Origin of the sequence: Actinoplanes hulinensis (assembly GCF_019429605.1) — a bacterium.
Lineage (GTDB): Bacteria > Actinomycetota > Actinomycetes > Mycobacteriales > Micromonosporaceae > Actinoplanes > Actinoplanes campanulatus.
This window is the reverse complement of record NZ_JAHXZI010000014.1, coordinates 89,972-113,851: the sequence shown is the minus strand read 5'-3', so window position 1 is coordinate 113,851 and position 23,880 is coordinate 89,972. Positions and strand designations below refer to the sequence as shown.

Genomic DNA, 23,880 nt, shown 5'->3' with positions numbered 1-23,880 from the left:
AGCCCGCCGACCCGCTCCGGCGGGCCTAGCCTGGGAGGCATGTCGTACGTCGCCGCCCGGGACGGACGCAAGAACCGCAGCGCCGCAAGCCGGGCTCCCGCTGTCCCTGACCGGATCGACGACCTGCACGGCAGCAGCCTCGGGGTGCTGGAGTTGCCGCACCACATGGCCTGTGGGCACGCCAGCCGCCGCCGCTACGACCTGGACGACCCGGTCCAGGTGCGGCACGCCTACGAGAAGGTGTTGTGCGAGGCCGCCGAGTGCAACGAGGTCGAGGATCTGATCAATCCGATGATGCTGCGCCGTGTGTGGCGCGACCTGCATCTGCCGCCCCGGATACGGGCGGCGTGGGAGATTCGGCATCCGGGCCTGCGCCGGACCGTCAACCGCCGGATCTCCGCCGACGAGGTGGTCGCCGTCCGCGGCGGATCCACCCGGCCGCCCACCATGGGGTTCGCCCGCCGGGGCCGGACCCCGGTCAACCGGACCGTCATCGCCCGCTGACCATCGGGGCTCAGGGCCTGCCCGGCTCTGAGCCCCGGTCGTTCAGTGCCGGTAGACGTCCGGGATGTCGTCGCCGTCGGAGTCGACGCGCTCCTCTGCCTGGAGGCGGCGGTAGGTGCGGTTACGCACCCGCAGCAGCACCCCGGCCACCAGGGCCGCCGCCAGCGACCCGGCCAGCACGGCGATCTTGGCGTGGCCGTCGCGGACACTGCCGGCGCCGAACGCCAGCTCCGCGATCAGCAGCGAGACGGTGAAGCCGATGCCGGCGAGCACGGCCAGGCCGGCCATGTCGATCCAGTGCAGGCCGGCGTCGATCCGGGCCCGGGTGAACCGGGCGGTCAGCCAGGTGGCGCCGAGGATTCCGATCGGCTTGCCGGCGAGCAGGCCCAGAATGATGCCGATCGCGGCCGGGTCGGACAGCGCCGAGCGCAGCCCCTCCAGCCCGCCGATGGCCACCCCGGCCGACATGAGCGCGAAGATCGGCACCGCGACGCCGGCCGAGATGGGCCGGAACCGGTGCTCGAAATGCTCGGCCAGACCGTGCTCGCCGGCGGCCGGGAGCACCGGGACGGCGAAGCCGAGCAGCACACCGGCCACCGTGGCGTGCACCCCGGAGGCGTGCACCAGCGCCCAGGCGGCGAACGCCAGCGGCAGCAGCAGCCACCAGCTCCGGACACGGCGCTGCACCAGCCAGGTGAACAGCCCGAGCGGCACCAGCGCGCCGAGCAGCGGCAGGATCGCCAGGTCATCGGTGTAGAAGACCGCGATGATCATGATGGCGAGCAGGTCGTCGACCACCGCGAGGGTGAGCAGGAAGGTGCGCATCGCGGCGGGCAGGCTGCGGCCGACGACGGCGAGCACGGCGAGCGCGAAGGCGATGTCGGTGGCGGTCGGGACGGCCCAGCCCTCGGTCGCGCCTCCCCGGTTGACGGCCAGGTAGATGATCGCGGGCGCGATCACCCCGCCGACGGCCGCGGCGACCGGCACCGCCGCCCGGCGCGGATCCCGCAGGTCGCCGGCCACGAACTCGCGTTTGAGTTCGAGGCCGGCGACGAAGAAGAAGATCGCCAGAAGGCCGTCGGCCGCCCAGGTGGCCAGTGTGAGGTCGAGGTGCAGGGCGTGCGGGCCGACGGTGAACCCGATCAGCGCCTCGTACGAGGCGGACCACGGCGAGTTCGCCCAGAGCAGGGCGATCAGCGCGCCGGCCAGCAGCAGCACGCCGCCGACGGTCTCCTTGCGGAGCACGTCGGCGATCCGGCGGGCCTCGGCCCAGGACCCGCGGCTGAGCACGATCGGGGACGGGCGGGAGTCGTCGGGCACGGGGCCTCCAGATTGAGGGTCGGTGAATCTCCCGCCGACCAGACTTCCCGGCACACCTCCGGACAGCCTAACCGGTCAGCCTCCGCCTCAGCCTCAATCGGCGTCGGCCTGCCACAGGTCGGGACCGAACACCTCGTACTGGATGTCGCGGGGTGGGACGCCACGGTCGATCAGCGCGCTGCGGATCGACTGGAGGAACGGCAGCGGCCCGCACAGGTAGTGGACGGCGCCCTCCGGCAGGTCCGCCTGCTCCAGGTTCATGGCGCCGGAGAAGACGCGGGTCACCGGCAGGTCGGTGCGCTGGTCCTGCTCGTACCAGACGTACAGGGCGGACTTGGGCAGCCGGGCCAGGTCGTCGGCGATCTGCGCGCGCAGCGGGAAGGTGGACTCGGCGGCGTCGGCGTGCAGCATCGTGACGTGCAGGTGGGAGCCGGCGGCGACCAGGTGGGACAGCATCCCGGCCATCGGCGTCACCCCGATGCCGGCGCTGGCGAACACGACCGGCCGGCCGGAGTCGTCCAGCACCACGTCGCCGTACGGGACGCTCATGGTCAGTTCGTCGCCGACCTTGACCGAGTCGTGCAGCAGGTTGGAGACCTCGCCGTCGGGTCTGCCGCCGCCGTGCACCCGTTTCACCGCGAAGTAGCGGTGCTCGCCGTCGTCGGCGCGGGTCAGGCTGTACTGCCGGGGCTGGCGTACGCCGTCCGGCATCGTCGCGAGGAGGGTGACGTACTGGCCCGGCAGGGACGTCTTGACCGGCCGGTCGTCGACGCGCCGCATCACGAAGGACACGACGTCGTCGGTCTCCCACTCCTTGGCGGCGACCCGCCACTGCCGCCACACCCGTTCCGGGGTGACGCCGCGGGCGCTGTAGAGGCCGCGTTCCTGGTGGATCAACGCGTACGCCATCAGCCAGTACACCTCGTCCCAGGCGGCCGCGACGTCCGGTGTGACGGCGTCGCCGAGCACGTCGCCGATGGCCCACATGAGGTGCTCACGGACGATGTCGTACTGGTCGGGCCGGATGCCGAGCGAGGCGTGCTTGTGCGCGATCCGGGTGAGCAGCCGCTCCGGGATCCGCGGCGGATGCGACAGCAGCCTGGTGGCGAAGACGGCGACCGATCCGGCCAGCGCCTTCGACTGCGAGCCCTCGGCCTGGTTGCCGCGGTTGAACATCCCGTCCTGGAACTCCGGGTGCTCGGCGAACATGTGCGCGTAGAACCGGTTGGCGATCTCCGCGATATGGTCGGCGACGACCGGCAGCGTGTTCTGCACGATCGGCCGTGCTTTGTCCGACAACACGGTTATACCCCCTTTGCCGATGTGCTGAGCCTAGTCACGAGCCGCCGCACGGGACTCGGAAACGGTCGCGAGCGGCACGGCCGGAAACACCGACGAGTACGGTGCCCACGCCGATGCCGGGCAGCAGCGCCAGCGCGAACCAGCAGCGCGGCGAGGATGAGGATCGCGCCCAGCCCGGTGTCGACGGTCCCCGGAGCAACCCCGCGATCGCGGCGGCCAGCAGGCCGGCCTGCTCCGCTCACACCACACCCGCGATGCCTCCCTCATCGACGTCCGCGCCTGTACCGGCGGGGAAAGTTGCCATCCGGGTTCACCTCGGTGGCCGATCGGTTCTCCGGCTCAGTGGTCATCCGGACGGGGCGATACGTCAAGCGTTTGTGCCTCGTCCCGATGGGAGTTCGAATTTTGCTCACCGCTGTTCTCGGCTGGTCCGCCGCGGCTCTGACCATCTCCCTGATGTGGCCGCAGATCTGGACGTCGTGCGTGCGGCGCCGTACCGCGGGCCTCTCACCGACCGCCACCTGGCTGGGTGTGGCGCTGCCGGCGGGCTGGATCGAGTACGGCCTGCTGATCGGCGACCCGGTGCAGATCGCCACCAACGCGGTGGGCACGGGCGCCGGGATCGCGGTCCTGGTCGCGCTGCTGGCCGCCCGGCCGGAGCTGCGGACCCGCCGGGCCGGCCTGGGCGCGGCCTCCGGCGCCGTGGCGCTGCTGCTCGCCACCGCCGCGACCGCGGGCCTGTCGAACCTGCCGGGCGCCGACCACCGGGCGCTGAGTTCGGCGCTCGGTGTGGTGCTGACCGGCGCCGTGCTGCTGGCCAACGTTCCGCAGCCCCTGGCCCTGCTGCGCGACCGCGGTCAGGACCTGTCCGGTGTCTCCGGGTCGCGCTGGGTGCTGGGGGCCGCCTCGAACCTGAGCTGGGCCGTCTACGCGGCCGCACTCGGTCAGCCGGCCGTGGTGGTGTGCTCGGTCACCGGCCTGCTCTGCTCGCTGGTGGTGTGCTTCGTCCTCGCCACGGCCCGCCGTCCGCGCGCCGCCGCCCTGGCCGCCGCCTGACACGATTCCTCCGGCAGGTCGGTGTAAGGAACCGGCTCCCCGGCGCATTACCAGGTGACAGGACCCCTTCCCTAAGGACGGCCCATCAGTGGCAGACCCTGAGAATGCGCAGGAGTTCACCGCGCTGTATGCCGAGTACCATCCCCGCGTCTACGCGTACGCGGTCGCCCGCGCCGGGCGGCCGCTCGCGGACGAGGTCGTGGCGGACACGTTCCTCGTGGCGTGGCGGCGGTTCGCACAGATGCCGGGCGGTGCGGCGCTGCCGTGGCTGCTCGGCGTCGCGCGCAACGTGATCCGCGAGCGCTACCGCGACGAGGAACGGCAGCGCGCCCTCGCCGCCGAGATGCTGGCGTGGGCGGACGACACCCCCGACGTCGCCGACGGCGTCGCCGAACGCTCGGCGATCCTGGCGGCGCTCGCCCGGCTCTCCGAGAACGACCGGGAGGTGCTGACCCTCACCGCCTGGGACGGGCTGTCCGCCCGTGCCGCGGCCCGAGTCGTGAACTGCTCCACCGCGACGTTCCTCGTACGCCTGCACCGTGCCCGCACCCGCCTCGAGCGCGCCGTCGCGGCCGCCGGCGAACCGACCACCCCCCAGCCGGCGCTCGTCAAGCCGGTCGTCATCAAGGAGCCGAGCCGATGAGCAAGCACACCGACGTCATGAAGACCCTCGCCGACGCCCGGCCGGCACGGCTGGACCCGGCCGGTACGCCGCCGCTCCCCTTCGCCCCGCGGGCCGTACCGGTGACCGGGGCCCGTCCCCGCCGGTTCCGGGCCGCCGCGCTGATCCCGGCCGGGGCGCTGGCCGCCGCCGCGGTCGCCGCCGTGGCCGTGGCCGTGGTGAACGGCGGCGCGCCGCCCGCACCGCCCGGAACCGGGTCCTCGGTCGAGGCGACCGGCCGGCTGACCGGGTCGCAGATCCTGCTGGCCGCCGCCGAGCGCAGCAGCCAGGAGGCCCCCGGCGCCGGGAGATACCTGCTGTTCCGGCACGAGAACGGGTCGGTGCTCACGGTGGGCGCCGGCACCGCGACCTTCCGGATGACGGCGAAGTCGTCGTCCGAGATCTGGCTGGCCCGCGCGGGCGACGGGCCCACCCGGGTGGTCTCCCAGCCGCTCGGCCTGACCCCGCTGACGCCCGCCGACGAGGCCGCCTGGCAGGCCGCCGGCTCCCCCGCGACGGTGCTGGTCGGCAAGCCGCTGCCGAACGGCGAGGTGGGCCCGGGGTCACCGGTCGCCACCGGCGCCGGACCGCGGACGGTGTCGACGAGCGACGCGGACGTGTACGCCTTCCTGCCCGTCCGCGACCTGGAGAAGCTGCCGACCGAGCCGGCCGCGCTGCGGGCCGCGCTGCTGAAGCACTTCGACGGCGGTGGCGGCGACATGCCCACCGACCGCGAGCAGTGGCTGCTGAACGTCGCCTCCGGCCTGATCACCGAGGTCCCGGTCAGCGGACCGGTCCGGGCGGCGGCCTTCCGCCTGATCGCCGACCTGCCCGGCACCCGTTCCCTGGGGGTGGTGACCGACCGGCACGGCCGTTCCGGTGAGGGCTTCGCGTTCACCGCCGAGAGCGCGTTCACCGGCGCGATCGAGCGCCGCTTCATCATCGACAGCGCCACCGGCCGGGCGCTCGGCCAGGAGTCCCGGGTGGTGCGGCCGGGCGGCACGACCTCGCGGCTGCGGCCCGGCGACCTCATCGGCTACAGCGTCGTGCTGGAGCAGAGCACCACCGACGCGGCGCCGCCGAAGAGGTAGGTCACCAGGTCCGCAGGCCCGGCAGCGCGGTGTTCAGCAGGTGCCGCAGCTCGGCGAGGCGCATCAGCCGCCCGGCGAGCAGGTAGCCGGCGCCGCCCGCGGCCACCGCGCCCAGCAGGGTGAACAGGGCGCCCGTCCAGGAGGCCGGGCCGGTGACCCAGACGACCAGGCCGGCGCATCCCGCGCCGGCCGCGGTCGCCACGAAGACCCGCAGATGGGTACGGACGAGGCGCCGCCCGTCGATGTGGCCGAGCCGCCGGCGCAGCACGAGGGCGGTCACGGTGAGCCCGGCCAGGTAGGCGACCGCGTACGCCACCGGGATGCCGATGACGATGTCCCGCTTCGGCAGCAGTGCCCCGGCGACGGCGCATCCGGCCACCCCGACCGCGGCGACCAGCACCGTGATCAGCGCCGACGTCCGGGTGTCCTGGAGGGCGTACAGGCCGCGCTGGAGGATCATGTAGCTGGTGAACGGCACCAGGGTGAGCCCGAACGCGGTCAGGACCAGGCCGAGCACCCGGACGGTCGCCGGATCGCTGTTGCCGTGGTCGAACAGCACCACCGCGACGGTCGGGCCGAGCAGCATGAGTGCGGCCGCGATCGGCGCCATCACCACCAGGGCGGTGCGCACCGCCCGGGACAGCCCGACGGTGACCCGCTGGTGTTCGCCGCGGGCCGCGTACTCGCTGAGCCGGGGCAGCATGGCGGTCATCACCGACACCGCGATGACCGCGAACGGCACGAGGTAGACGGCACTCGCGTTCTGGAAGGCGGTGATGCCGCCCGCCCCGCCCCAGGACGCGGCCCGGGTCGCCGCCGCGGTGAGCGTCTGCGAGGCGACGACCGCCACCAGCACCCACACGCCGAGCCTGCCGATCCGCCGGATGGCGATGCCGCGCGGATCCAGGTGCAGCCGGATCGGGAAGCCGCTGCGGCGCAGCGCCCACACCACGAGCAGCGCCTGCGCGAACACCCCGGCCGTCGTGCCGACCGCGAGCAGCAGCAGTTCCCCGGTGCTCAGGTCGGTGCCGGTGCCGCCGCCGATCGCCAGGTAGACGAGCCCCACCGCGATGACGATGACGCTGTTCACCAGGGGCGCCCACGCCTGGGTGGCGAACCGGCCGCGGATGTTGAGGATGGCGCCGGCGGTCGCGCTGACGCCGTAGAAGAGGATCTGCGGGAGGAAGAACCGGCTGAACACGATGGCCAGGTCCCGCTGGTCGCGGGTGAAGCCGGGGGCGTACAGGTCGATCAGCAGCGGCGCGACGACCACGGCCAGTACGGTGACCGCGCCGAGCACGTACACGATCAGGGACAGCAACCGCTGCGCGTAGAGCACCCCGCCGTCGGGTTCGCGCAGCGCCGCCCGGGTGAGCAGCGGCACCACGATGCTGGCCATGGTGCCGCCGACGATCAGCTCGTAGACGGCGTTCGGCACCGTGTTGGCCAGGTTGTACGTGTCGAGCAACCGGCCGCCCAGCCCCAGCGCGGCGGCGAGCACCAGGATCCGCAGGAACCCGGCGACCCGCGAGGCGAGGGTGGCGACGGCCATCCGCTGCCCGGCGCGCCCGATCGAAGATCCGTCTGTCACGTGACGTGCATACCGTCTCCCCTGCCCGCGGAGCGAATCGGGCCGCCGCGCAGGGTGCGCAGCAGGTCGGCGATGGCGAACGGCTTCTCCAGCAGCGGGGTGGCCGTGGGGCCGGCGGGCGCGATGTCGAGCAGTGGTTCGGCGTACCCGGACATGTAGATCACCCGGATGTCCGGGATCAGCTCGGCCACCCGCTGGGCCAGCTCACCGCCGTGCATCCTCGGCATCATCACATCGGTGAGCAGCACCTCGATCTCGTCGCGGTGCCGGTGCGCCAGGGTCAGGGCGGCCGGGCCGTCGGGGGCGGTCAGGACACGGTAGCCGTGGCGGGTGAGTGCCCGGGCGGTGGACTCGCGGACGCCCTCCTCGTCGTCGGCGAGCAGGATGACGTGGTGCCGTCCCGGCTCGCCGGCATCCGGGCCGCCCTCGTCCGGGACGATCTCGTCCTCCGGGTCGGTGTACGCCTCGTCGGTGGCCGGCAGCAGGACCGTCATGGTGGTGCCGGCGCCGGGACTCGACGTGACGGACAGGCAGCCGCCGGCCTGCCCGACGATCCCGTAGACGGCGGCCAGCCCGAGCCCCGTACCCGGGCTCTTGTCCTTGGTCGTGAAGAACGGCTCGAAGGCGCGCGCCGCCACGTCGGCGGACATGCCGACGCCGGTGTCGGTGACCCGCAGGCGCAGGTAGCGGCGCCCGCTTTCCGGCGGCGGCTGAAAGCCGGGGTCGTCACCGTCGGACTGGAAGTTGTCGACGGCGATGGCCACCGGGCCGCCGTCGGGCATCGCGTCCCTGGCGTTGACCGCCAGGTTGACCAGCAGCTGGTCGAGCTGCCCGGGATCGAGCAGGACCGGCCACAACCCCGGTACGGCGGTCAGCCGCAGTTCGTGGCCCGCACCGACCGCGGTGCGCAATGACGGCAGCAGCCGGTCCAGGGCGGCGCCGGGCTCCAGCACCCGTGGCCGGTTGAGGTCCCGCCGGCTGAAGGTGAGCAGCCGCTGGGTGAGCCCGGCGCCCCGCTCGGCGGCCTTCCGGATCCGGTCGAGGTCGTCGGCGAACGGCTGCCACTGCCCCGGATCGGTCCGGGCCAGGTCGGCGACCTCGTCCCCGAGCAGGTCGGTGTAGTTGGAGATGACGGCGAGCAGGTTGTTGAAGTCGTGGGCGACACCGCCGGCCAGCTGTCCGAGGGCCTCCAGCCGCTGGGTCCGCTGCCGCTGCACCTGTTCGGCGAGGCGGGCCCGTTCCTGTTCGGCGGCCACCCGCTCGGTGATGTCGCGGCCGGCGACCAGCAGCATGTGCTCGCCGGCGCTGTCGAACCGGGACACCGTGCTCTCGGTGGGCACCAGGGTCCCGTCGGCGCGGATGATGTCGACGTAGACCACGGTCGACGGCAGGTCGGACTCGAACAGCCCGGCCACCATCCGGGCGACGCGCTCCCGCTCGTACCCGGGCAGGAGCCGGTCGTAGGGCTCGTTGAGCAGCTCCTCCCGGGAGTAGCCGAGCAGCCGTTCGGTGCCCCGGTTGGCCATCACGATCCGGCCGTCGAGCGAGATCCCGGTGATCGCCTCCGGCACCGCCTCGAGCAGCGCCCGCAGCTTGTCCTCCGCCCGGTACTGCTCGGTCAGGTCGCGGGTCGCCGCGATGAGCAGCGACCCGCCGGGTTCCTCCCGCCAGCTCAGCGTCGTCTCACCGGGCAGCTCGGTGCCGTCCCGGCGCCGCAGCCGGGTCGTCAGTGTCCGGGTGCGGTCGCGCAGCCGGGGATCGGCGAGCAGGCGCGCATGCAGCTCGATCATGTCGGTGCGGGTCTCCTGGGCGAAGAGCGTCCGCGCCTGCCGGCCGGTCAGCTCCTCCGGCTGGTAACCCAGCAGCCGTTCGCAGGACCGGTTGGCGAACACGATCCGCCCTTCCCGGTCGATGCCGACGATCGCGTCCGGGGTGGCCTCCAGCAGCGCCGTCATCCGGGCCTCCGACCGGATCTCGTCGGTCAGCTCGTGGGCGACGCTGACCACGCCGCGTATCGATCCGTCGGTGCCCTCGATCGGCGAGAACGACATCCGGACCGGTACGCGCGTGCCGTCCTTGCGCAGCCGCACGGTCCGCAGTTGCCCCGTGGGAATGCCCCGGAGGGCCTTCTGAAAGATCTGCCAGTCACGCTCGGCGACGTCGGCCGGGTACAGCATCGTCACCGGCCGGCGCCGCACCTCGTCGCAGAGGTAGCCGTAGGTCCGCTCGGCCGCCGGATTCCAGGCGGTGATCAGCCCCTGCGTGTCGCAGCCGATGATGGCGTCCGCGGTGGAACTCACGACCGACGACAGGAAGCCCTCGTCATGCCTCTTCCCGGTTCGTTTCCTGCCCTGCATGACCATGAGGATCACCGTCCGTAGCGAGATCTCCGCCTGGAGCACGGACGCCCGCCGGATCGCGCCGCGACGAGTGATGTTCCCAGTCTCCCCCGGCGCAATCCGGCCGGCCCGCGTTTCGCCGGAAACGTCTGCCGGAACGTGGCCGGACGCCGCCCACCGGGGGCATGATCGACGGATGCGAATATGGGGACGGTACGGCGTGCGGGCCGTCCAGGTGCTCGGCCTCACCCCGCCGAGGGGATGAGGGCCTCGCTGAACGGGCCGGGCACGACCGGGATCTCGAGGGTGGTGGCGCCGGACCCGACCGTGATGACGTGCACGTGCTGGTAGCGCTCGTGCGGCCGGGCCCGGAGGTTGCCGATCCGGGCCCGCGGCAGGACGGTGCGGGCCAGCGAGAGGTCGTCGCCGGGGCCGGTGAACCAGTCCCGGCGGTGGATGATCTGCCACTCTCGGTCGTCGCCGACGATGATCGAGGCGGGCATGACCACCAGCCGCATCCGGTGGCGCAGATGCTGCCGGTAGGAGACGTTGAGCAGCCGCATCCCCGGTTCCCGGTCGATCAGCCGCCGGTAGTCGGTGAGCAGTCCGATGTCCTCCGGGCCGACGTGCGGATCGACGCGGTACGGGTCGGCCGGCCCCGGCGGCGCGGCCGGCAGGTACACCTCGCGGAGCACCCGGATCAGGTCGCGGACCGGGGCGCCGGCCGAGCCGTTGTACGGGATGGTCAGCGCCGGCCCGTCCAGCGTGTGGATCGTCAACTGGCCGTTGAGCAGGCGCACGCTGTCCCGGATGGCGGCGATCCGGTCGAACGGGATGCGGGCGGTGCCGTAGGTGTCCTCGTGCCGGATGAGCACGGTGAGAATCTCGTCGCCGACCGCGATCAGGTAGTCGTACAGATGCATGTGCGGGTTGGCGTTGCGGCGCTCGATGTCGCGCGGCACTTTCAGGACCAGCCGGTGGGCCAGCGGATCGAGGCCGGCGTCCCGGTAGAGGCGGGGCAGGCCGTCGACGTCGGTGACCTCGTCGATCCAGGGGCCGAAGGCGTCGAACTCGGCGGTGCTGCGCATGGTGATCAGCAAATCAGACGCCTCGTGAACGGCGGCATCGGGCGGCCCCAACGTTCGGATCATGACCAATATCGATGGACGGGACGTCAAGGACATCGGATCCGGGTACGACGCCGATCCGGGACTGTCCATGTCGCTGCGGGCGGAGGCGTACCTCGACCCGAAGTGGCTGGATCTCGAACAACGCGCCGCTGGCCGAGCAGGCGTCGTGCTCCGGCGGTGAGGGCCACGATCGTCTTCGATATCCTTCCCCGTCGTGCGCATGTTGTTCGTGACCGCGGTCGCCGTGATCGCCGCATTTCTGATCAGCCCACTGGTACGCGCCGACGAGAACTGCGCGCCCACCCCCACACCGTCGGCGCCCGGCCGTTGGACCGACGAGCAGATCGCCAACGCGCGCCTCATCGTCACCATCGGCAGCGAGCGGCGGATGCCGGAGGAGGCGCTGGTCATCGCGGTGGCGACCGCGTTGCAGGAGTCCCGGCTGCGCAATCTGCCGGGCGGCGACCGGGACTCGATCGGCCTGTTCCAGCAGCGGCCCAGCCAGGGGTGGGGCACGCCGCGGCAGCTCACCGACCCGGCGTACCAGACCGGGAAGTTCTACGACCGCCTGCTCACCGTCGACGGCTGGCAGGAGATGCGGCTCACCGAGGCCGCCCAGGCGGTGCAGGTGTCGGCGTTCCCGGAGGCCTACGCGAAACACGCGAAGACCGCGGCCCAGCTGGTGGGCGCGCTGGGCGGTCCGGGCTCCTGCTAGCGGGCGGGCCCCCGCGGTCCGTTCTGTCGCGCCCGGAATCGGCGCGGACTCCGCTGCCGATAGCATCGCCACGTGACATCGGATGACATTCCACGCCGTGAGGCGGAGCGCCTGCGCGAGCTGGACGAGACGGCCCGGGTGGCCCGGACGTTCGAGGCCATCGCGGACCGGGGCGCCCTGTGGGTGTGGGGCGACGAGGGCGACGTCCTGTTCACCGAGGACGCCCGGCGGCGCAACCTGCTGCCGATCTGGCCGTACGCGACGGTCGCCCGGCTGGAGAACGAGGGCGACGTCGACGGCGAGCACGCCATCCGCATCCCGGCCGACGTGTTCCTGCGCGAATGGCTGCCGCAGCTGGAGGAGGACGACGCCGACATCGCGGTCTTCCCGGTGGAGGAGCGGAACGCGGCGGTGCTGACGCTCGCCGAGTTCCGCTCCCGGTTGCGCTGACCTACAGCGTCACGAGCGCCGGGCTGGTCCGCGGCGTGGTGGTGCCGTCGCCGAGCTGTCCGGAGCCGTTGCCGCCCCAGCACCACAGGCTGTCATCGGTACGCATTCCGCACCCGTGGTAGTTGACGGCGGCGTCGCTGCTCCAGGTGATGGCGGTGCCGACCCGGACGGGCGCGGACCGGTGCGTGGTGGTGCCGTCGCCCAGCTGGCCGTTCGCGTTGTTGCCCCAGCACCACAGGCTGCCGTCGGCACGGGCCGCGCAGGCGGAACTGTCACCGGCGGCGACCCGTGCCCAGGTGGTGCCGGTGCCGACCCGGGTCGGGGTGGTCTGGTAGGTGCCGGTGTTGCCGAGCTGGCCGTACCCGTTCTCGCCCCAGCACCACAGCGTCCCGTCGGTACGCGTCCCGCAGGTGAAGCCGTACCCCGCGGTCACCCCGTTCCAGCTGGTCTCGGTGCCGACCCGCTCCGGGGTGGTGCGGTAGCTGAGGACGCCGATACCCAGCTGGCCGGTCGTGCCGTCGCCCCAGCACCACAGGCTGCCATCGGTGCGGGTGGCGCAGCTGTGGCCGTACCCGGTGGTGACGTCTGCCCAGGTGGTGGCGGTGCCGACCTGCACCGGGGCGGTCTCGTAGTAGTTGCTTCCGGTGCCGAGCTGGCCGAGCCGGTTGAAGCCCCAGCACCAGAGGGTGCCGCCGGTCCGGACGCCGCACGTGTGGCTGTCGCCGGCGCTCACGGTGCTCCAGGCGGCGGTGCCGACCCGTACCGGGGTGGCGCGGTTGGTGGTGGTGCCGTCGCCGAGCTGGCCGCGCAGGTTGTTGCCCCAGCACCACAGGCCGCCGTCGGCGCGAAGGCCGCAGTTGAACGAGGGCCCGGCGTCGATGGCGGTCCAGTCGGTGGCGGTGCCGACGCGTCCCGGGGTGGTGCGGGCCGTGGTGGTGCCGTCGCCGAGCTGGCCGCGCCCGTTGCCACCCCAGCACCAGAGGCTGCCGTCGGCCGGGACGGCGCAGGTGTGCGAGTAGCCGGTGGCGACTCCCACGTTCCCGGCGGCGTCCGCCGCGGCGGGGCCGGCCGTCGCGCCGAGTGCCGTCATGACGGCCGCGACAGCCGTCACGATGCCGGTTGCCCAGCGGCGCCGATGTTCACGCATGTAACGTCTCCTCACTCTGGGAGCGCTCCCACAGCGCCCCTAGAGTTCATATCATCGACACACGACGATGACCAGACCGTTACGACCGCAACCAGACCGCGCGTACCCGATCGGCCTCCGCGGCGGCCTGCGCACGACCCGCCTCGGCCGCCGGGCGACGCCGGGCCGGATCCAGGACGTTGGCGCCGATGGCGGCACGGGCCGCGGCATCCGGTGACACCACGATCGAACGCACGTCCGGCCCCAGCCCCGCCACCTGCGCCGACGGGCGGCCGAAGGACCGCACCGACTGGGTGGACGGCGCCAGCACCACGACCCGGCGGCTGCCCTCGGCCAAGTCCGCGTTGGCGACCGAACGCACCCCGCCGTCCACGTAGCGGGCCCCGTCGATCGTCACCGGCGGCCACACCAGGGGTACGGCACAGCTGGCGGCCACCGCGTCCACCAGGGAGACACCACTGTCGGCCTCGAAGATCCGCACCCGCCCGGTCTCCGCCTCCACCGCCGGAATCCGCAGCCGGACCGCCTCGGGCCACCCGGCGTCACCGATGCGCCCGGCGATCACCGCACGCCGCTCCGCCTCCGGAACGGTCCGGGCCCGCAGCGCCCGGCGGCCCAGCCAGGCGCGACCCCGAGCCGGATCGCCCGGCCACAGCCCGGCGACCAGAAACCCGAACAACACCCCCGGGCCGAGCCGTGCGGCGATCTCACCGGAGGCGTCGGCGAGCTGCGCTTCGAAAAGACCTTCCAGGGGTACGCCGGAGAGCACCTGCGCGGCCACGGACGAACCCGCCGACGTCCCGACGAACAACCCGGCGTCGGTGAGGTCGACGCCGTGTTCGGCCAGCCCGTGGAGCAGCCCGATCTCCCAGGCGACCCCGGTCACCCCGCCGCCGCCGAGCACGAGCGCCTTCCCATCGACATCCATACCCGGATCCAACCACGGGCACCGGCCGAGCCTCGCCTCCGATTGCTCGCCAGCCTGGCCGCCCCATCGAGTTCTCGCCCTCAACCCGGACCGCGCCGCCGAGTTTCTCGCGCAAGTCGGACCCCGCCTCCCGTGGCCCCTCCGCCCGGGCCGCCCGGGTCTCCGCGCTCAGGGGCCGCGCTCTTCGTAGCGCCTCAGGCCGAGCCGCGGATCAGCAACCGGGTCGGGGCCACCACGGTGGGCGGGGTGTCGCCGGCCAGGAGTCGTTCGGCCTGGGCCACGGCCAGTTCGCCCAACCCCCGCTTGTCGATGCCGACCGTGGTCAGCGGCGGTTCGAGCAGTTCACCGAAGCCGAGGCCGTCGAAGCCGATCAGCGCGATGTCGCCAGGCAGGGACAGGCCGAGACGGCGCGCGGCGCGGTGTGCGCCCATCGCGACCATGTCGTTGAAGGCCATCACCGCCGTGACGTCGGGGCGGATCTCGCGCAGCCGGGCGAGACCGGCCTCCCCGCCGGCCTGGGACTGCTCGACCTCGACGATCGCGTCCGCGGCGACGGGAGCGCCGTGCGCGGCTGCCGCGGCCAGGAGGACGTCACGCCGGGCCGGGTCGCTGGCAGCCGGGCAGTCGATCATGCCGATCCGGCGGTGCCCCCGGGCGATCAGGTGCTCCACGGCCGCCTCCACCCCGGCGCGCACGTCCACCTCGACGGCGCTGAACGCCGGATGCCGGGCGGGCCGGTTGATGACCACGAGCGGCAGGCCCTCCACCGCGCCGGCAATCACGTCCGCCGACTGGAACAGGTAGCCGATCAGGGCGTCGACCTGACCGGCGAGTGAGCGCAGCAGCTCCGGCTCGCGGCCCGGGTCGTCCTGCGTCGTGCTGATCAGCACCTTCCAGCCGCGTTGCTCGGCGGCGCTGATCACCCCGGCGATCAGCTCGGGGAAGAACGGGTTCACCACATCGGCGACGATCAACCCGATGGTGGTCGTGTCCGGCCGGACCAGCCCACGAGCGTGACGCGACGGCCGGTAACGCAGTCGCTGGACCACGTCGAGCACCCGGCGGCGGGTCTCGGGGTCGATCTCGCCCTTGTCGTTGATCGCCCGGGACACGGTCTGGTGTGACACGCCGGCGACCCGGGCGACGTCACGCAGGGTCACCCGTCGGCTGGTCTCGGGCGAACCGCCCCGGCTGTCCTTTTCCACGGTGACCGCATCGTATCCCGCCGTCACCGCCCGCGGAATGTGGATGCCGCTCGATCCCGTTACCGTTAACGTGAGCGGTAACGGCATCGATGAGGAGGCTTCATGGACATGTCAGCGGTAGTGATGAGCATTCAGATCGCGCGGCGTGACGTCGGCTCGGCGCTGCCCCACGCCCCGGTGCTGCCCCATCGGCCCCGCCGCAACCCGATCCGGTCAGCGGCCCAGCACATCAGGCGCCTGCTGAGAAGAAACGGATGATGCTCGAAGTGGGCGGGGATCGGTCAGGCGAGGAGGGCGCGGGCCACGGCGCGGCCGGAGAGCCAGGCGGTCTGGACCCGGGGGCGGCCAAAGGCGTCGCCGCAGAGCCAGACGCGGCCGTCGACGGCGTACGGGGCGTCGACGGCCTCCGGCTGGGCGCAGGGCCATCGGTGTACGTGCACCGAGGGCCGGGCGGAGAGGCCGAGCAGCTCGCCGACCGCGCCGGCGAGGACCGGGCCCGCGATGTCCGGATCATCCTGGTACCGGGCGGCCAGCGCGGCCGTCGAGTGCGCCACCAGGACGGGCGCGCCGTCGCCACGCCGGTCGCCGTCGTCGCAGACGGTGGCGAGCAGTGGGTGGTCGTTGACGAAAGCGCCACGCAGGTCGCCCCACTCCCGGGCCGGGTAGGTGAGGACGGCCGTGATCACCGGCTTCCAGATCTGTGCCCGTGCGGCGCCGGCGATCGCCGGTGGCGGTGACAGGCGCAGCGCCTGCGGGCCGGGCATGGCCAGTACGACGGCGTCCGCGTCCGCCGGGATCGTGTCCAGATCGGTCGACAACCGCACATCGAGGCCGGCGGCCAGGTCGGCGGCGAGCGAGCGCAGTCCGCCCGGCGCCGCCCATCGCACCGGGCCGGTGGTCCGCTCCCCGCCGGGGTAGACGCTGAGCGTGTCGGTCCACGGCCGGGCGAGGCCACGGGTCCGCCACGAGTGGACCTGCGCGGTGAAGCCCGGGTCGTCGGCGACCAGATAGGCGGCGCCGATGTCCACGAACCGGTCGTCGAAGCGCCTACTGGCGAGCCGGCCGCCGGCCACGCGGCTCCGCTCGACGACACGGACCCGGGCGCCGCCGTCGGTCAGCGCCCGCGCGCAGGACAGCCCGGCGACCCCGGCGCCCACCACGACGACGTCCACGGTCGCCTCACTGCTCCGCCGGCACGCGGCAGCGGGAGACCGGCGTCCACGATCGCGTCACTGCTCCGCCAGCAGGCGATAGAGGGCCCGGCGGGCGTTCTTCACGATGGCGACGGCCTGGTCGACGGTTTCCGGGGAGGCGATGGCGGACACCTGCTGGGCTGCGGCCCGCAGTTGGTGCATCTCGGTCCGCAATGGGGAATGCTCCTGCGGATCGCTCGGGAAGCCTGCCCCGAACGCGTCGACCCGCCGCTCCGCCGCCCGTTCCCGGCCGTCGCCGGTCAGATCGAAGACCTTGCGGCCAGTCGGTCTCGCTGCTGCTGACGAGCCCGGTGTCCTGGAACATCTGCAACAGCGGGTAGATCGATCCGGGGCCGGGCCGCCAGCCGCCGCCACTGAATCGCTCCAGCCGGTCCATCAGCTCGTAACCGTGGGCGGGACCGTCGAGCAGCGCGGTGAGCACCAGGTCGGGCACCGTGCCCCGGCGCATCCGGCCGCCCTCGCCGCCGCCGAACCCGCGCCGGCCTCCGTGTGGTCCCATGGTCGTCGCGCCGCCTCACCCGCCGATGTATCGCGACACTATCCCGATCCCCCGCCCTGGTCGTGGCCCGGGTGGCCGGCTCAGTTCAGCAGTCGCTGCGCCCAGTAGACCTGCCCCTCGGGCCCCACACAGATCAGGGCGACCAGCAGATCCGGCACGGCCACCGGCGCCGTGGCGATCATCGACTCCGGTGGCGTCTCCGGGTTTCTGGCATGGAGCACGGTCTGGAACGTCACCGGCGACGCGTCCAGCGAGGAGACGTGGACGACAACGCCCGAACTCCGGAAGGATCCGCCGATCTCCTGGGTCCCGGCGCCTTTCAGCCAGCGGTAACGCCGCTCGGCGGTGTCCACCGCCCCGTCCAGCCCGCTGCTGACCTGATCGGGGTTCGGCGAGGTCACGGCGATGAAGCCCGGCAGCAGATGGCGGCGCTTGTCCAGCAGCACGACCCGCAGGGAGCTGCCGTCCCGTGCCGAGGGTGGTCGTTTCCAGGCGACCCGGCCCAGCAGGATCTGGTCGCCGTCGCCGTCGGCGAACTCCGCGTTGACCGGAGCGAGGGCGGCGTTCGCGGTCGCCTGGTCGACGAGCCGCAGCGTGGCCTGGGCGCCCAGCGCCTTCGGCCCGAAGGGTGGCCGTTCATACCACCGGTGGACGGCCAGGCCGCCGACGCCCGCGACCAGCAGCGCCGCGCTCAGGATCAGACCCATCCGCCGTTTCATGGCCGACAGTAGAACACAAGGCCGCGAGCTATGCACCCGGTTTATACATCGTGTGTATAGTGGCCGGCATGTCAGTCGGTTTCGCCCTCCTGGGGCTCCTGGAGAACGGCCCACGCCACGGTTACGACCTGAAGCGCTCCTATGACGAGGCGTTCGGCCGGGACCGTGCGCTGCACTACGGCCAGGTCTATTCGACGATGGCGCGCCTGCTGAAGAACGGCCTCGTCGAGGTGGAGTCCGAGCCGGGCGACGGGCCGGAGCGCAAGATGTATGCGATCACCCACGCCGGGATCACCGACGTCGCCGAGTGGATCTCCCGGCCCGAGAAGCCCGAGCCGTACCTCCAGAGCACCCTTTACACCAAGGTCGTGCTGGCCCTGATGACCGGCCGCGACGCCACCGAGGTGCTGGATGCTCAGCGCGCCGAGCACCTACGGCTGATGCGGGTGCTCACCCGGCGCAAGAACGACGGCGACCTGGCCGACGAGCTGATCTGCGATCACGCCCTGTTCCACCTGGAGGCCGATCTGCGCTGGCTGGAGCTGACCGCGGCCCGCCTGGACCGTCTCGCCGCCCGGATCCGCCCGTGACCACCACCGTTGGGAGAGGCATGCCGCTGCTCACCGCCGACGACGTCCACCTGAGCTTCGGTGAGACCACCGCGCTGCGCGGCGCTTCGCTGCATGTGTATGCCGGTGAGGTCCTCGCCCTGATGGGCCCGTCCGGCTCCGGCAAGTCGACGCTGCTGCACTGCCTCGCCGGCATCCTGACGCCCGGCTCGGGCAGCATCCGCTACGGCGACCGCGACCTGGCGCGGATGTCCGACGCGGAACGCAGCACACTGCGGCGCGGCGAGTTCGGGTTCGTGTTCCAGTTCGGGCAGTTGGTGCCGGAGCTGACCTGCCTGGAGAACGTGGCTCTGCCCCTGCGGCTGGCCGGCGCCGGCCGGCGGGAGGCACAGCGGCGGGCGGCCACGTGGCTGGAGCGGCTGGAGGTCGCCGACCTGGCCGGAAAACGCCCCGGCCAGGTGTCCGGCGGTCAGGGCCAGCGGGTCGCGGTGGCCCGGGCGCTGGTCGCCGAGCCCGCGGTGATCTTCGCGGACGAGCCGACCGGCGCGCTGGACTCGCTCAACGGCGAGCTGGTGATGAAGCTGTTCATCGCGGCGGCCCGGGACACCGGAGCCGCCGTCGTGCTGGTCACGCACGAGCCGCGGGTGGCCGCCTGGTCCGACCGCGAGGCCGTCGTGCGGGACGGCCGGGTTCGTGAGCAGGAGCCGGCCCGGTGAGGGCCCGCAACTGGCTCTTCGAGCTCGCTCTCGGCGTCCGGATGAGTGTCGCCGGAGGCCGGGCCGGCTGGTTCCGTCTCGGCCTGATCGCGGTCGGGGTCGGTCTGGGGGTGGCGGTGCTGCTCGGCGCGGCCACCGTGCCGGCCGCCATGGCCGCGAGCAACGCGCGCACCGACGCTCGCGCCATCGACGGCTACCAGGATCTGCCGCGCGCCGACGACACCATGCTGACCAGCCATTTCACCACCCGGTTCGAGGGTTGGTCGATCAGCGGCGAGCTGTTGCGGCCGGAGGGTTCGCACCCGCCCGTGCCGCCCGGGGTGTCGTCGATCCCCGGTCCTGGCCGGATGGTGGTCTCCCCCGCGCTCGCCCGGCTGCTGGACGATCCGGCGAATGGTCTGTTGCGTGACCGCTGGGACGCCGAGGTGGTCGGGGTGATCGGTGCGGAGGGCCTGTCCGGTCCGGCCGAGCTCTTCTTCTACCTGGGCACCGACACGCTGTCCGCGGAGCACGACGGCCGGATCCGCGAGTTCGGCACCCCGGGCGCGATCGTGCGCGACCCGGTCCCGATGTTCGTGCTGTTGACCCTGGTCGGCATGGTGGTGCTGCTGATCCCGGTGATGGTGTTCATGGCCACCGCCGTCCGTTTCGGCGACGAGGCACGCGACCGCCGGCTGGCCGCGCTGCGGCTGGTCGGCGCCGACGCCGCGACGACCCGCCGGATCGCCGCCGGGGAGACCCTGGCCGGTGCCGTGCTGGGCCTGCTGATCGGCGCCGCACTGTGGGTGGGCGAGATCCTGCTGGCCCACCGGTGGGGCACCGGCGCCCTCTCCTTCTACCTGGCCGATCTGCGCCCGGTGCCGTCGCTGGTGGTCCTGATCGTGATCGCGGTGCCGGTCGTCGCCGTCGCGGTGACACTGTCGGCGATGCGCCGGGTCGTCGTCGAGCCGCTCGGCGTGACCCGGATGAGCACCCCGGTCCGCCGCCGCCTGTGGTGGCGGCTCCTCCTGCCGACCGTCGGCGTGGTGCTGCTGTGGCCGCTCTACCGGGGCATCGACGAGCACTCGGCCGGCTACGAGATCCAGGTCGTCGCCGGGATGGCCGCGCTGCTGACCGGCATCGCGCTGCTGCTGCCGTGGCAGGTCGAGGCGGTCGTGGGGCGCCTCGGCGCCGGCGGGTCCCCGGCGTGGCAACTGGCCGTGCGCCGCCTCCAGTTCGACAGCGGCACCGCGATCCGCGCCGTCTCCGGCATCGCCGTCTCGGTGGCCGGGGTGATCGCCATGCAGGGCATCGTGACCGGCATCGAGTCCCTCTACACCCGAAGTTCGGCAAGCGCGCCGGTCCGGTACGGCGTCGCCGTCCTGCCCGGCAGCAGCTTGCCCGACCGCAGCTGGACGGCGGCGCTCGACGCCACCCCGGGTGTCCACGAGTACCTGCCACTGCGGATCGTCCGCCTCGACGGGGCCACACTGCGGATCGGCGACTGCGCCCTGCTGAGCCAGCTGGCCCAGGTGGGCGGGTGCCGCGACGGCGACGTGTTCGGGCTGGACGGGGCCGTCGCCGGGACGACGTACCGGCTGGGTGACACGTCCTGGACGTCGCCGGCCACCACCCGGGCGGTGTCGCGGGCGGAGGCGGAGCCCACCTCCGGCGAGACGCTGCTGATCACCCCGGGCGCGTGGGCCGGGGTCGCCGTCCAGCCGGACGACACCACCTTCTACGTGGCCCTCGACCCCGGTGTGCCGCACGCCATGGAGCATCTGCGCAACAGCGTGGCCCGGCTGGACCTTCAGGCGTACCTGTACTCGTACGGCAACGACACGGTTCGCGCGGCCCTGGCCGGGATGCGGGACGCCCTGCTCGCCGGTGCGATCGTCCTGCTCGTCCTGATCGGCGCCAGCATGGTCGTCAACGTGGTCGAGCAACTGCGCGAACGCCGCCGGGTGCTGGCGGTCCTGGTCGCCTTCGGCACCCGCCGGCGCACCCTCGGCGGTTCGGTGTTGTTTCAGGTGGCCGTCCCCGTCGTACTGGGCATGGTTCTGGCCGTGGCCGTCGGCAGCGTGCTGGCCGGCGTCCTGATGACGGCCGTCGGCGCGCCGTTGACCGTCGACTGGTTCGGCATCGGCGCCACCTCCGGCATCGCCGCCGTGGTGGTCCTGGGCACGACGGCCGCCGGCCTGCCGATCCTGTGGCGGCTCACCCGCCCGGGAAACCTGCGCAGCGAATAGAGGGCTATCATCGCGGCATGACCTCGACGCCGCCGTAGGAACGGGCCACTCCCCCGGTTCCTGTCGCTTCGTTCGAGGAGTCTCCCTCATGCCCCGCGCCGTCGGCGTGGGAGGTTACCGTGCCGTCCTCGGCCTGCCGTTCGCGTCGCGCACCTTCGTGCCCGCGATCGGCGGGCGGCTGGCCTACGGCATCCTCCCGCTCGCCATCCTGTTCACCGTCCAGCAGGCCACCGGCTCGTATGCCGTCGCCGGTCTCGCGGCCGCCGGTTTCGGCATCACCGCCATCACCCTGCCCGTCAAAACCCGCCTCGCCGAGCGGCACGGCCAGCATGCCGTCCTGCCGCCGCTCGCGCTGGCGTGCGCCGTCGCCCTGACCGTCGCCTCCGTGGTGCGCGATCCCGCCGTACTCATCGTGGTGATCACTCTGGCCGGCTTCGCCGCGCCGCCTCTCGGTCCGTCGATGCGGGCGAGCTGGCGCCGGCTCACCGCGGGCACCTCTCTCAAACCGCGGGCGTACGGGCTGGACGCCGTCGTCGAGGAGACGCTGTACCTGGTCGGGCCGCTTGTCGCCGGTCTGCTCGTGGCGGCGGGCCCGGCCTACCGGGCGCTGCTGCTCACCGCGTTCCTGCTGCTCACCGGCACTCTCGGCATGGCCACCGCACCACCGGCCCGGCATCGGGAACCCGCGGCCCCGGGACGGCTGTTCGACCCGGGGCCGCTGCGGTCACCCGGGGTCCGCGGGCTGCTCGCCGCGGTCCTGGGGGTCGGCGCCGGGACGAGTGTGGCGTACACCTGTATCGCCGCCACCGCCCAGAACCACGGCCGTCCCGGCGCCGCCGGCCTGCTGGAGGCGGCCCTCGCCGCGGGCAGCGTCGCCGGTGGCCTGCTGTGGGCCCGCCGGGAACCCGGCCGCCACCATCTGCGGCAGCTCGCGGCGCTGGCCGGGGTTCTGGCGGCCGGTTTGACCGCCGCCTCGGCGGCGCCCGGCCTGGTCACGCTCGGTCTGGTGCTGTGCGCGACCGGGACGGCGCTGGCCCCGGTCTACGTGGTCGCCTATCTGGCCGCCGACGACCTGGCCGGCGACGGCGCGGCCGCCGAGGCGGGCACCTGGGTGAACGTCGCCACCAATGCGGGCAGCTCGGCCGGTGCCGCGCTCGCCGGCGTCATCGCCGAGTCCCGCGGCCCGGGCCCCGGCTTCCTGACCGGCGCGGCGCTGCTGGCGGTGACGGCCGCGGCGGTCGCGTTCACCGGCCGGCGTGACCGAAGCCGGCCGGAACCCGCTCGGCCATCGCTCTGAAACCCGCTCGGTGGGGCGGGCAGGCGCACACGTTGCCGGCATCGTGTGCGCCTGCCCGCCATACAGCCTTGGCCGCCGCACACGCAGGGCCTACTGTGCGCGGCCACCCGGCCAAGCGCGGCCACCCGGCCAAAGACCACCCCACCAGCCATGGCCACCCGGCCAAAGACCACCCGGCCAGGCGCGGCGAGCGCCGGTCAGTAGTGGCTGTTCATGGCGGCGCGCACCTCGGCGAGGGTGGTGTCGGCCACCGCCCGGGCCCGCTCGTTGCCCTCCCGCAGGACCGTACGAAGGTGGGCGCGGTCGCGGGCGTACTCGGCACGGCGGGCCCTGATCGGTGCCAGGTACTCGTTGACCGCCTCGGTCACCACCTTCTTCAGCGCCGCGGAGCCCGCCGCGCCGATGCCGTCGGCGACCTGCGAGGGAGTGCGGTCCAGGCAGAGGGCGGCCAGCAGGAGCAGCGACGACACCTCGGGCCGGCCGGCCGGGTCGTACGAGATGTGCCGGTCGGTGTCGGTCTTGGCCCGCTTGATCAGCCGGGCGGTCTCGTCGGCGCCGGCGGCCAGCGTGATGGCGTTGCCGCGGCTCTTGCTCATCTTGGTGCCGTCCGTGCCGAGCAGCAGCGGCGCCTTCGACAGCAGGGCCTCGGGCTCGGGGAAGACGCCGGCGCCGTACCGGTCGTTGAAGCGGCGGGCGATGGTCCGGGTGAGTTCCAGGTGCGGCAGCTGGTCCTGGCCGACCGGCACCAGGTTGGCCTTGCAGAAGAGGATGTCGGCGGCCTGGTGCACGGGGTAGGTGAACATCAGCCCGCTGACCGCGGACTGCCGCGAGTGGGCGATCTCGTCCTTGACCGTGGGGTTGCGGCCGAGTTCGGCGACCGAGACGAGGCTCAGGAAGGGCAGCAGCAGCTGGTTGAGGGCGGGGACGGCGCTGTGCGTGAAGATCGTGGCGCGGGCCGGGTCCACCCCGGCGGCCAGGTAGTCGAGCACGAGTTCCTCGACGTGCCCGGTGAGGTCGTCGGCCACGTCCCGGTCGGTCAGGACCTGGTAGTCGGCGATGACGACGTACAGTTCCACGCCGATGCCCTGGAGCCGGACCCGGTTCTGGAGGGTGCCGAAGTAGTGGCCCAGGTGCAGGCGCCCGGTGGGCCGGTCGCCGGTCAGGATCCGGTGGCGGGTGGGGTCGGTGACGGTGTCCAT

22 protein-coding genes and 2 pseudogenes are annotated in these 23,880 nt (G+C 73.0%); 11 read left to right on the top strand and 13 right to left on the bottom strand.

All coding sequences use genetic code 11. The annotated features are described in order from the left end of the window. Nucleotides 1-39: 39 nt before the first annotated feature. Nucleotides 40-504, top strand: coding sequence for a hypothetical protein (locus KZ829_RS25710; RefSeq protein WP_220146486.1), 465 nt, complete (start codon nt 40-42; stop codon nt 502-504). Nucleotides 505-546: 42 nt separating this feature from the next. Here KZ829_RS25710 and nhaA read toward each other — a convergent pair whose 3' ends face one another. Then, nucleotides 547-1,824 carry a Na+/H+ antiporter NhaA gene (gene nhaA / locus KZ829_RS25705; protein ID WP_220146485.1) on the bottom strand — a complete coding sequence of 426 codons (1,278 nt, stop codon included), beginning with the start codon at nt 1,822-1,824 and terminating at the stop codon, nt 547-549. 93 nt (nt 1,825-1,917) lie between these two features. Beyond that, nucleotides 1,918-3,126, bottom strand: coding sequence for a globin domain-containing protein (locus tag KZ829_RS25700; protein WP_220146484.1), 1,209 nt, complete (start codon nt 3,124-3,126; stop codon nt 1,918-1,920). Between the two features lie 390 nt (nt 3,127-3,516). On the opposite strand from KZ829_RS25700, the gene KZ829_RS25695 reads away from it, so the two are divergent. The 3 genes from KZ829_RS25695 to KZ829_RS25685 all read left to right on the top strand — a co-directional run bounded on the left by KZ829_RS25695 (nt 3,517) and on the right by KZ829_RS25685 (nt 5,934). Then, entirely contained in the window at nt 3,517-4,182 is a 666-nt protein-coding gene (locus KZ829_RS25695) for a SemiSWEET transporter (RefSeq protein ID WP_220146483.1), read from the top strand. Nucleotides 4,183-4,270: 88 nt separating this feature from the next. Continuing rightward, nucleotides 4,271-4,825 (top strand): RNA polymerase sigma factor, encoded by a 555-nt coding sequence (locus tag KZ829_RS25690; RefSeq protein WP_220146482.1) that lies wholly within the window; start codon nt 4,271-4,273, stop codon nt 4,823-4,825. Then, complete coding sequence (locus KZ829_RS25685) at nt 4,822-5,934, top strand: CU044_5270 family protein (protein ID WP_220146481.1); 1,113 nt, start codon at nt 4,822-4,824, stop codon at nt 5,932-5,934. The genes KZ829_RS25690 and KZ829_RS25685 overlap by 4 nt, the downstream gene beginning before the upstream one ends. Before the next feature lies 1 nt (nt 5,935). Here KZ829_RS25685 and murJ read toward each other — a convergent pair whose 3' ends face one another. The 3 genes from murJ to KZ829_RS25670 form a co-directional block, all read right to left on the bottom strand. Beyond that, nucleotides 5,936-7,486 carry a murein biosynthesis integral membrane protein MurJ gene (gene murJ / locus KZ829_RS25680; protein WP_220146641.1) on the bottom strand — a complete coding sequence of 517 codons (1,551 nt, stop codon included), beginning with the start codon at nt 7,484-7,486 and terminating at the stop codon, nt 5,936-5,938. 35 nt (nt 7,487-7,521) lie between these two features. Next, nucleotides 7,522-9,927 carry a PAS domain-containing hybrid sensor histidine kinase/response regulator gene (locus tag KZ829_RS25675; protein ID WP_220146480.1) on the bottom strand — a complete coding sequence of 802 codons (2,406 nt, stop codon included), beginning with the start codon at nt 9,925-9,927 and terminating at the stop codon, nt 7,522-7,524. A gap of 182 nt (nt 9,928-10,109) precedes the next feature. Then, nucleotides 10,110-10,952 carry a hypothetical protein gene (locus KZ829_RS25670; RefSeq protein WP_220146479.1) on the bottom strand — a complete coding sequence of 281 codons (843 nt, stop codon included), beginning with the start codon at nt 10,950-10,952 and terminating at the stop codon, nt 10,110-10,112. Between the two features lie 61 nt (nt 10,953-11,013). Between KZ829_RS25670 and KZ829_RS25665 the strand changes: the two genes are divergently transcribed. The 3 genes and pseudogenes from KZ829_RS25665 to KZ829_RS25655 all read left to right on the top strand — a co-directional run bounded on the left by KZ829_RS25665 (nt 11,014) and on the right by KZ829_RS25655 (nt 12,159). Then, nucleotides 11,014-11,175, top strand: a complete 162-nt coding sequence (locus tag KZ829_RS25665; RefSeq protein ID WP_220146478.1) for a hypothetical protein — start codon at nt 11,014-11,016, stop codon at nt 11,173-11,175. A gap of 126 nt (nt 11,176-11,301) precedes the next feature. Then, a pseudogene (locus tag KZ829_RS25660) lies at nt 11,302-11,694 on the top strand (peptidase M23); the annotation flags it as partial. A gap of 87 nt (nt 11,695-11,781) precedes the next feature. After that, the gene (locus KZ829_RS25655; protein ID WP_220146476.1) at nt 11,782-12,159 is read left to right on the top strand and encodes a DUF2750 domain-containing protein; all 378 of its coding nucleotides are present in this window, start codon (nt 11,782-11,784) and stop codon (nt 12,157-12,159) included. Nucleotide 12,160: 1 nt separating this feature from the next. Here the strand turns inward: KZ829_RS25655 and KZ829_RS25650 are convergent, their stop codons facing one another. From KZ829_RS25650 to KZ829_RS25625, 7 genes and pseudogenes are all read right to left on the bottom strand, one after another. After that, nucleotides 12,161-13,306 (bottom strand): RCC1 domain-containing protein, encoded by a 1,146-nt coding sequence (locus KZ829_RS25650; RefSeq protein WP_372453896.1) that lies wholly within the window; start codon nt 13,304-13,306, stop codon nt 12,161-12,163. 79 nt (nt 13,307-13,385) lie between these two features. Next, nucleotides 13,386-14,234 (bottom strand): patatin-like phospholipase family protein, encoded by an 849-nt coding sequence (locus KZ829_RS25645; protein WP_220146475.1) that lies wholly within the window; start codon nt 14,232-14,234, stop codon nt 13,386-13,388. A 194-nt stretch (nt 14,235-14,428) separates the two neighbouring features. Beyond that, entirely contained in the window at nt 14,429-15,439 is a 1,011-nt protein-coding gene (locus tag KZ829_RS25640; RefSeq protein WP_308285658.1) for a LacI family DNA-binding transcriptional regulator, read from the bottom strand. Between the two features lie 281 nt (nt 15,440-15,720). After that, complete coding sequence (locus KZ829_RS25635; RefSeq protein WP_220146473.1) at nt 15,721-16,611, bottom strand: NAD(P)/FAD-dependent oxidoreductase; 891 nt, start codon at nt 16,609-16,611, stop codon at nt 15,721-15,723. A 57-nt stretch (nt 16,612-16,668) separates the two neighbouring features. Next, nucleotides 16,669-16,806: a hypothetical protein gene (locus KZ829_RS43290; RefSeq protein WP_246636260.1), complete on the bottom strand. Its 138-nt coding sequence runs from the start codon at nt 16,804-16,806 to the stop codon at nt 16,669-16,671. A gap of 112 nt (nt 16,807-16,918) precedes the next feature. Continuing rightward, a pseudogene (locus KZ829_RS44915) lies at nt 16,919-17,101 on the bottom strand (PadR family transcriptional regulator); the annotation flags it as partial. A 131-nt stretch (nt 17,102-17,232) separates the two neighbouring features. Then, the gene (locus tag KZ829_RS25625) at nt 17,233-17,871 is read right to left on the bottom strand and encodes a hypothetical protein (protein ID WP_220146471.1); all 639 of its coding nucleotides are present in this window, start codon (nt 17,869-17,871) and stop codon (nt 17,233-17,235) included. A gap of 68 nt (nt 17,872-17,939) precedes the next feature. Here KZ829_RS25625 and KZ829_RS25620 point away from each other — a divergent pair, with 68 nt between their 5' ends. From KZ829_RS25620 to KZ829_RS25605, 4 genes are all read left to right on the top strand, one after another. Continuing rightward, complete coding sequence (locus tag KZ829_RS25620) at nt 17,940-18,461, top strand: PadR family transcriptional regulator (RefSeq protein WP_220146470.1); 522 nt, start codon at nt 17,940-17,942, stop codon at nt 18,459-18,461. A gap of 20 nt (nt 18,462-18,481) precedes the next feature. Continuing rightward, nucleotides 18,482-19,156, top strand: coding sequence for an ABC transporter ATP-binding protein (locus tag KZ829_RS25615; RefSeq protein WP_220146639.1), 675 nt, complete (start codon nt 18,482-18,484; stop codon nt 19,154-19,156). Next, the gene (locus KZ829_RS25610) at nt 19,153-21,384 is read left to right on the top strand and encodes an ABC transporter permease (RefSeq protein WP_220146469.1); all 2,232 of its coding nucleotides are present in this window, start codon (nt 19,153-19,155) and stop codon (nt 21,382-21,384) included. The genes KZ829_RS25615 and KZ829_RS25610 overlap by 4 nt, the downstream gene beginning before the upstream one ends. 88 nt (nt 21,385-21,472) lie before the next feature. Next, on the top strand, nt 21,473-22,681 hold the full coding sequence (locus KZ829_RS25605) for an MFS transporter (protein ID WP_220146468.1): 1,209 nt from the start codon (nt 21,473-21,475) through the stop codon (nt 22,679-22,681). A gap of 197 nt (nt 22,682-22,878) precedes the next feature. Here the strand turns inward: KZ829_RS25605 and trpS are convergent, their stop codons facing one another. Then, nucleotides 22,879-23,880, bottom strand: coding sequence for a tryptophan--tRNA ligase (trpS, locus tag KZ829_RS25600; protein WP_220146467.1), 1,002 nt, complete (start codon nt 23,878-23,880; stop codon nt 22,879-22,881).

Bases quoted from the DNA above. Each gene is read 5' to 3' on its own strand.
- KZ829_RS25710 (WP_220146486.1), top strand. From the start codon at position 40: ATGTCGTACGTCGCCGCCCGGGACGGACGCAAGAACCGCAGCGCCGCA.
- KZ829_RS25695 (WP_220146483.1), top strand. From the start codon at position 3,517: ATGGGAGTTCGAATTTTGCTCACCGCTGTTCTCGGCTGGTCCGCCGCG.
- KZ829_RS25685 (WP_220146481.1), top strand. From the start codon at position 4,822: ATGAGCAAGCACACCGACGTCATGAAGACCCTCGCCGACGCCCGGCCG.
- murJ (WP_220146641.1), bottom strand. From the start codon at position 7,486: ATGGCCGTCGCCACCCTCGCCTCGCGGGTCGCCGGGTTCCTGCGGATC.
- KZ829_RS25670 (WP_220146479.1), bottom strand. From the start codon at position 10,952: ATGCGCAGCACCGCCGAGTTCGACGCCTTCGGCCCCTGGATCGACGAG.
- KZ829_RS25665 (WP_220146478.1), top strand. From the start codon at position 11,014: ATGACCAATATCGATGGACGGGACGTCAAGGACATCGGATCCGGGTAC.
- KZ829_RS25650 (WP_372453896.1), bottom strand. From the start codon at position 13,306: ATGCGTGAACATCGGCGCCGCTGGGCAACCGGCATCGTGACGGCTGTC.
- KZ829_RS25645 (WP_220146475.1), bottom strand. From the start codon at position 14,234: ATGGATGTCGATGGGAAGGCGCTCGTGCTCGGCGGCGGCGGGGTGACC.
- KZ829_RS25625 (WP_220146471.1), bottom strand. From the start codon at position 17,871: ATGAAACGGCGGATGGGTCTGATCCTGAGCGCGGCGCTGCTGGTCGCG.
- KZ829_RS25620 (WP_220146470.1), top strand. From the start codon at position 17,940: ATGTCAGTCGGTTTCGCCCTCCTGGGGCTCCTGGAGAACGGCCCACGC.
- KZ829_RS25615 (WP_220146639.1), top strand. From the start codon at position 18,482: ATGCCGCTGCTCACCGCCGACGACGTCCACCTGAGCTTCGGTGAGACC.
- KZ829_RS25605 (WP_220146468.1), top strand. From the start codon at position 21,473: ATGCCCCGCGCCGTCGGCGTGGGAGGTTACCGTGCCGTCCTCGGCCTG.
- trpS (WP_220146467.1), bottom strand. From the start codon at position 23,880: ATGGACACCGTCACCGACCCCACCCGCCACCGGATCCTGACCGGCGAC.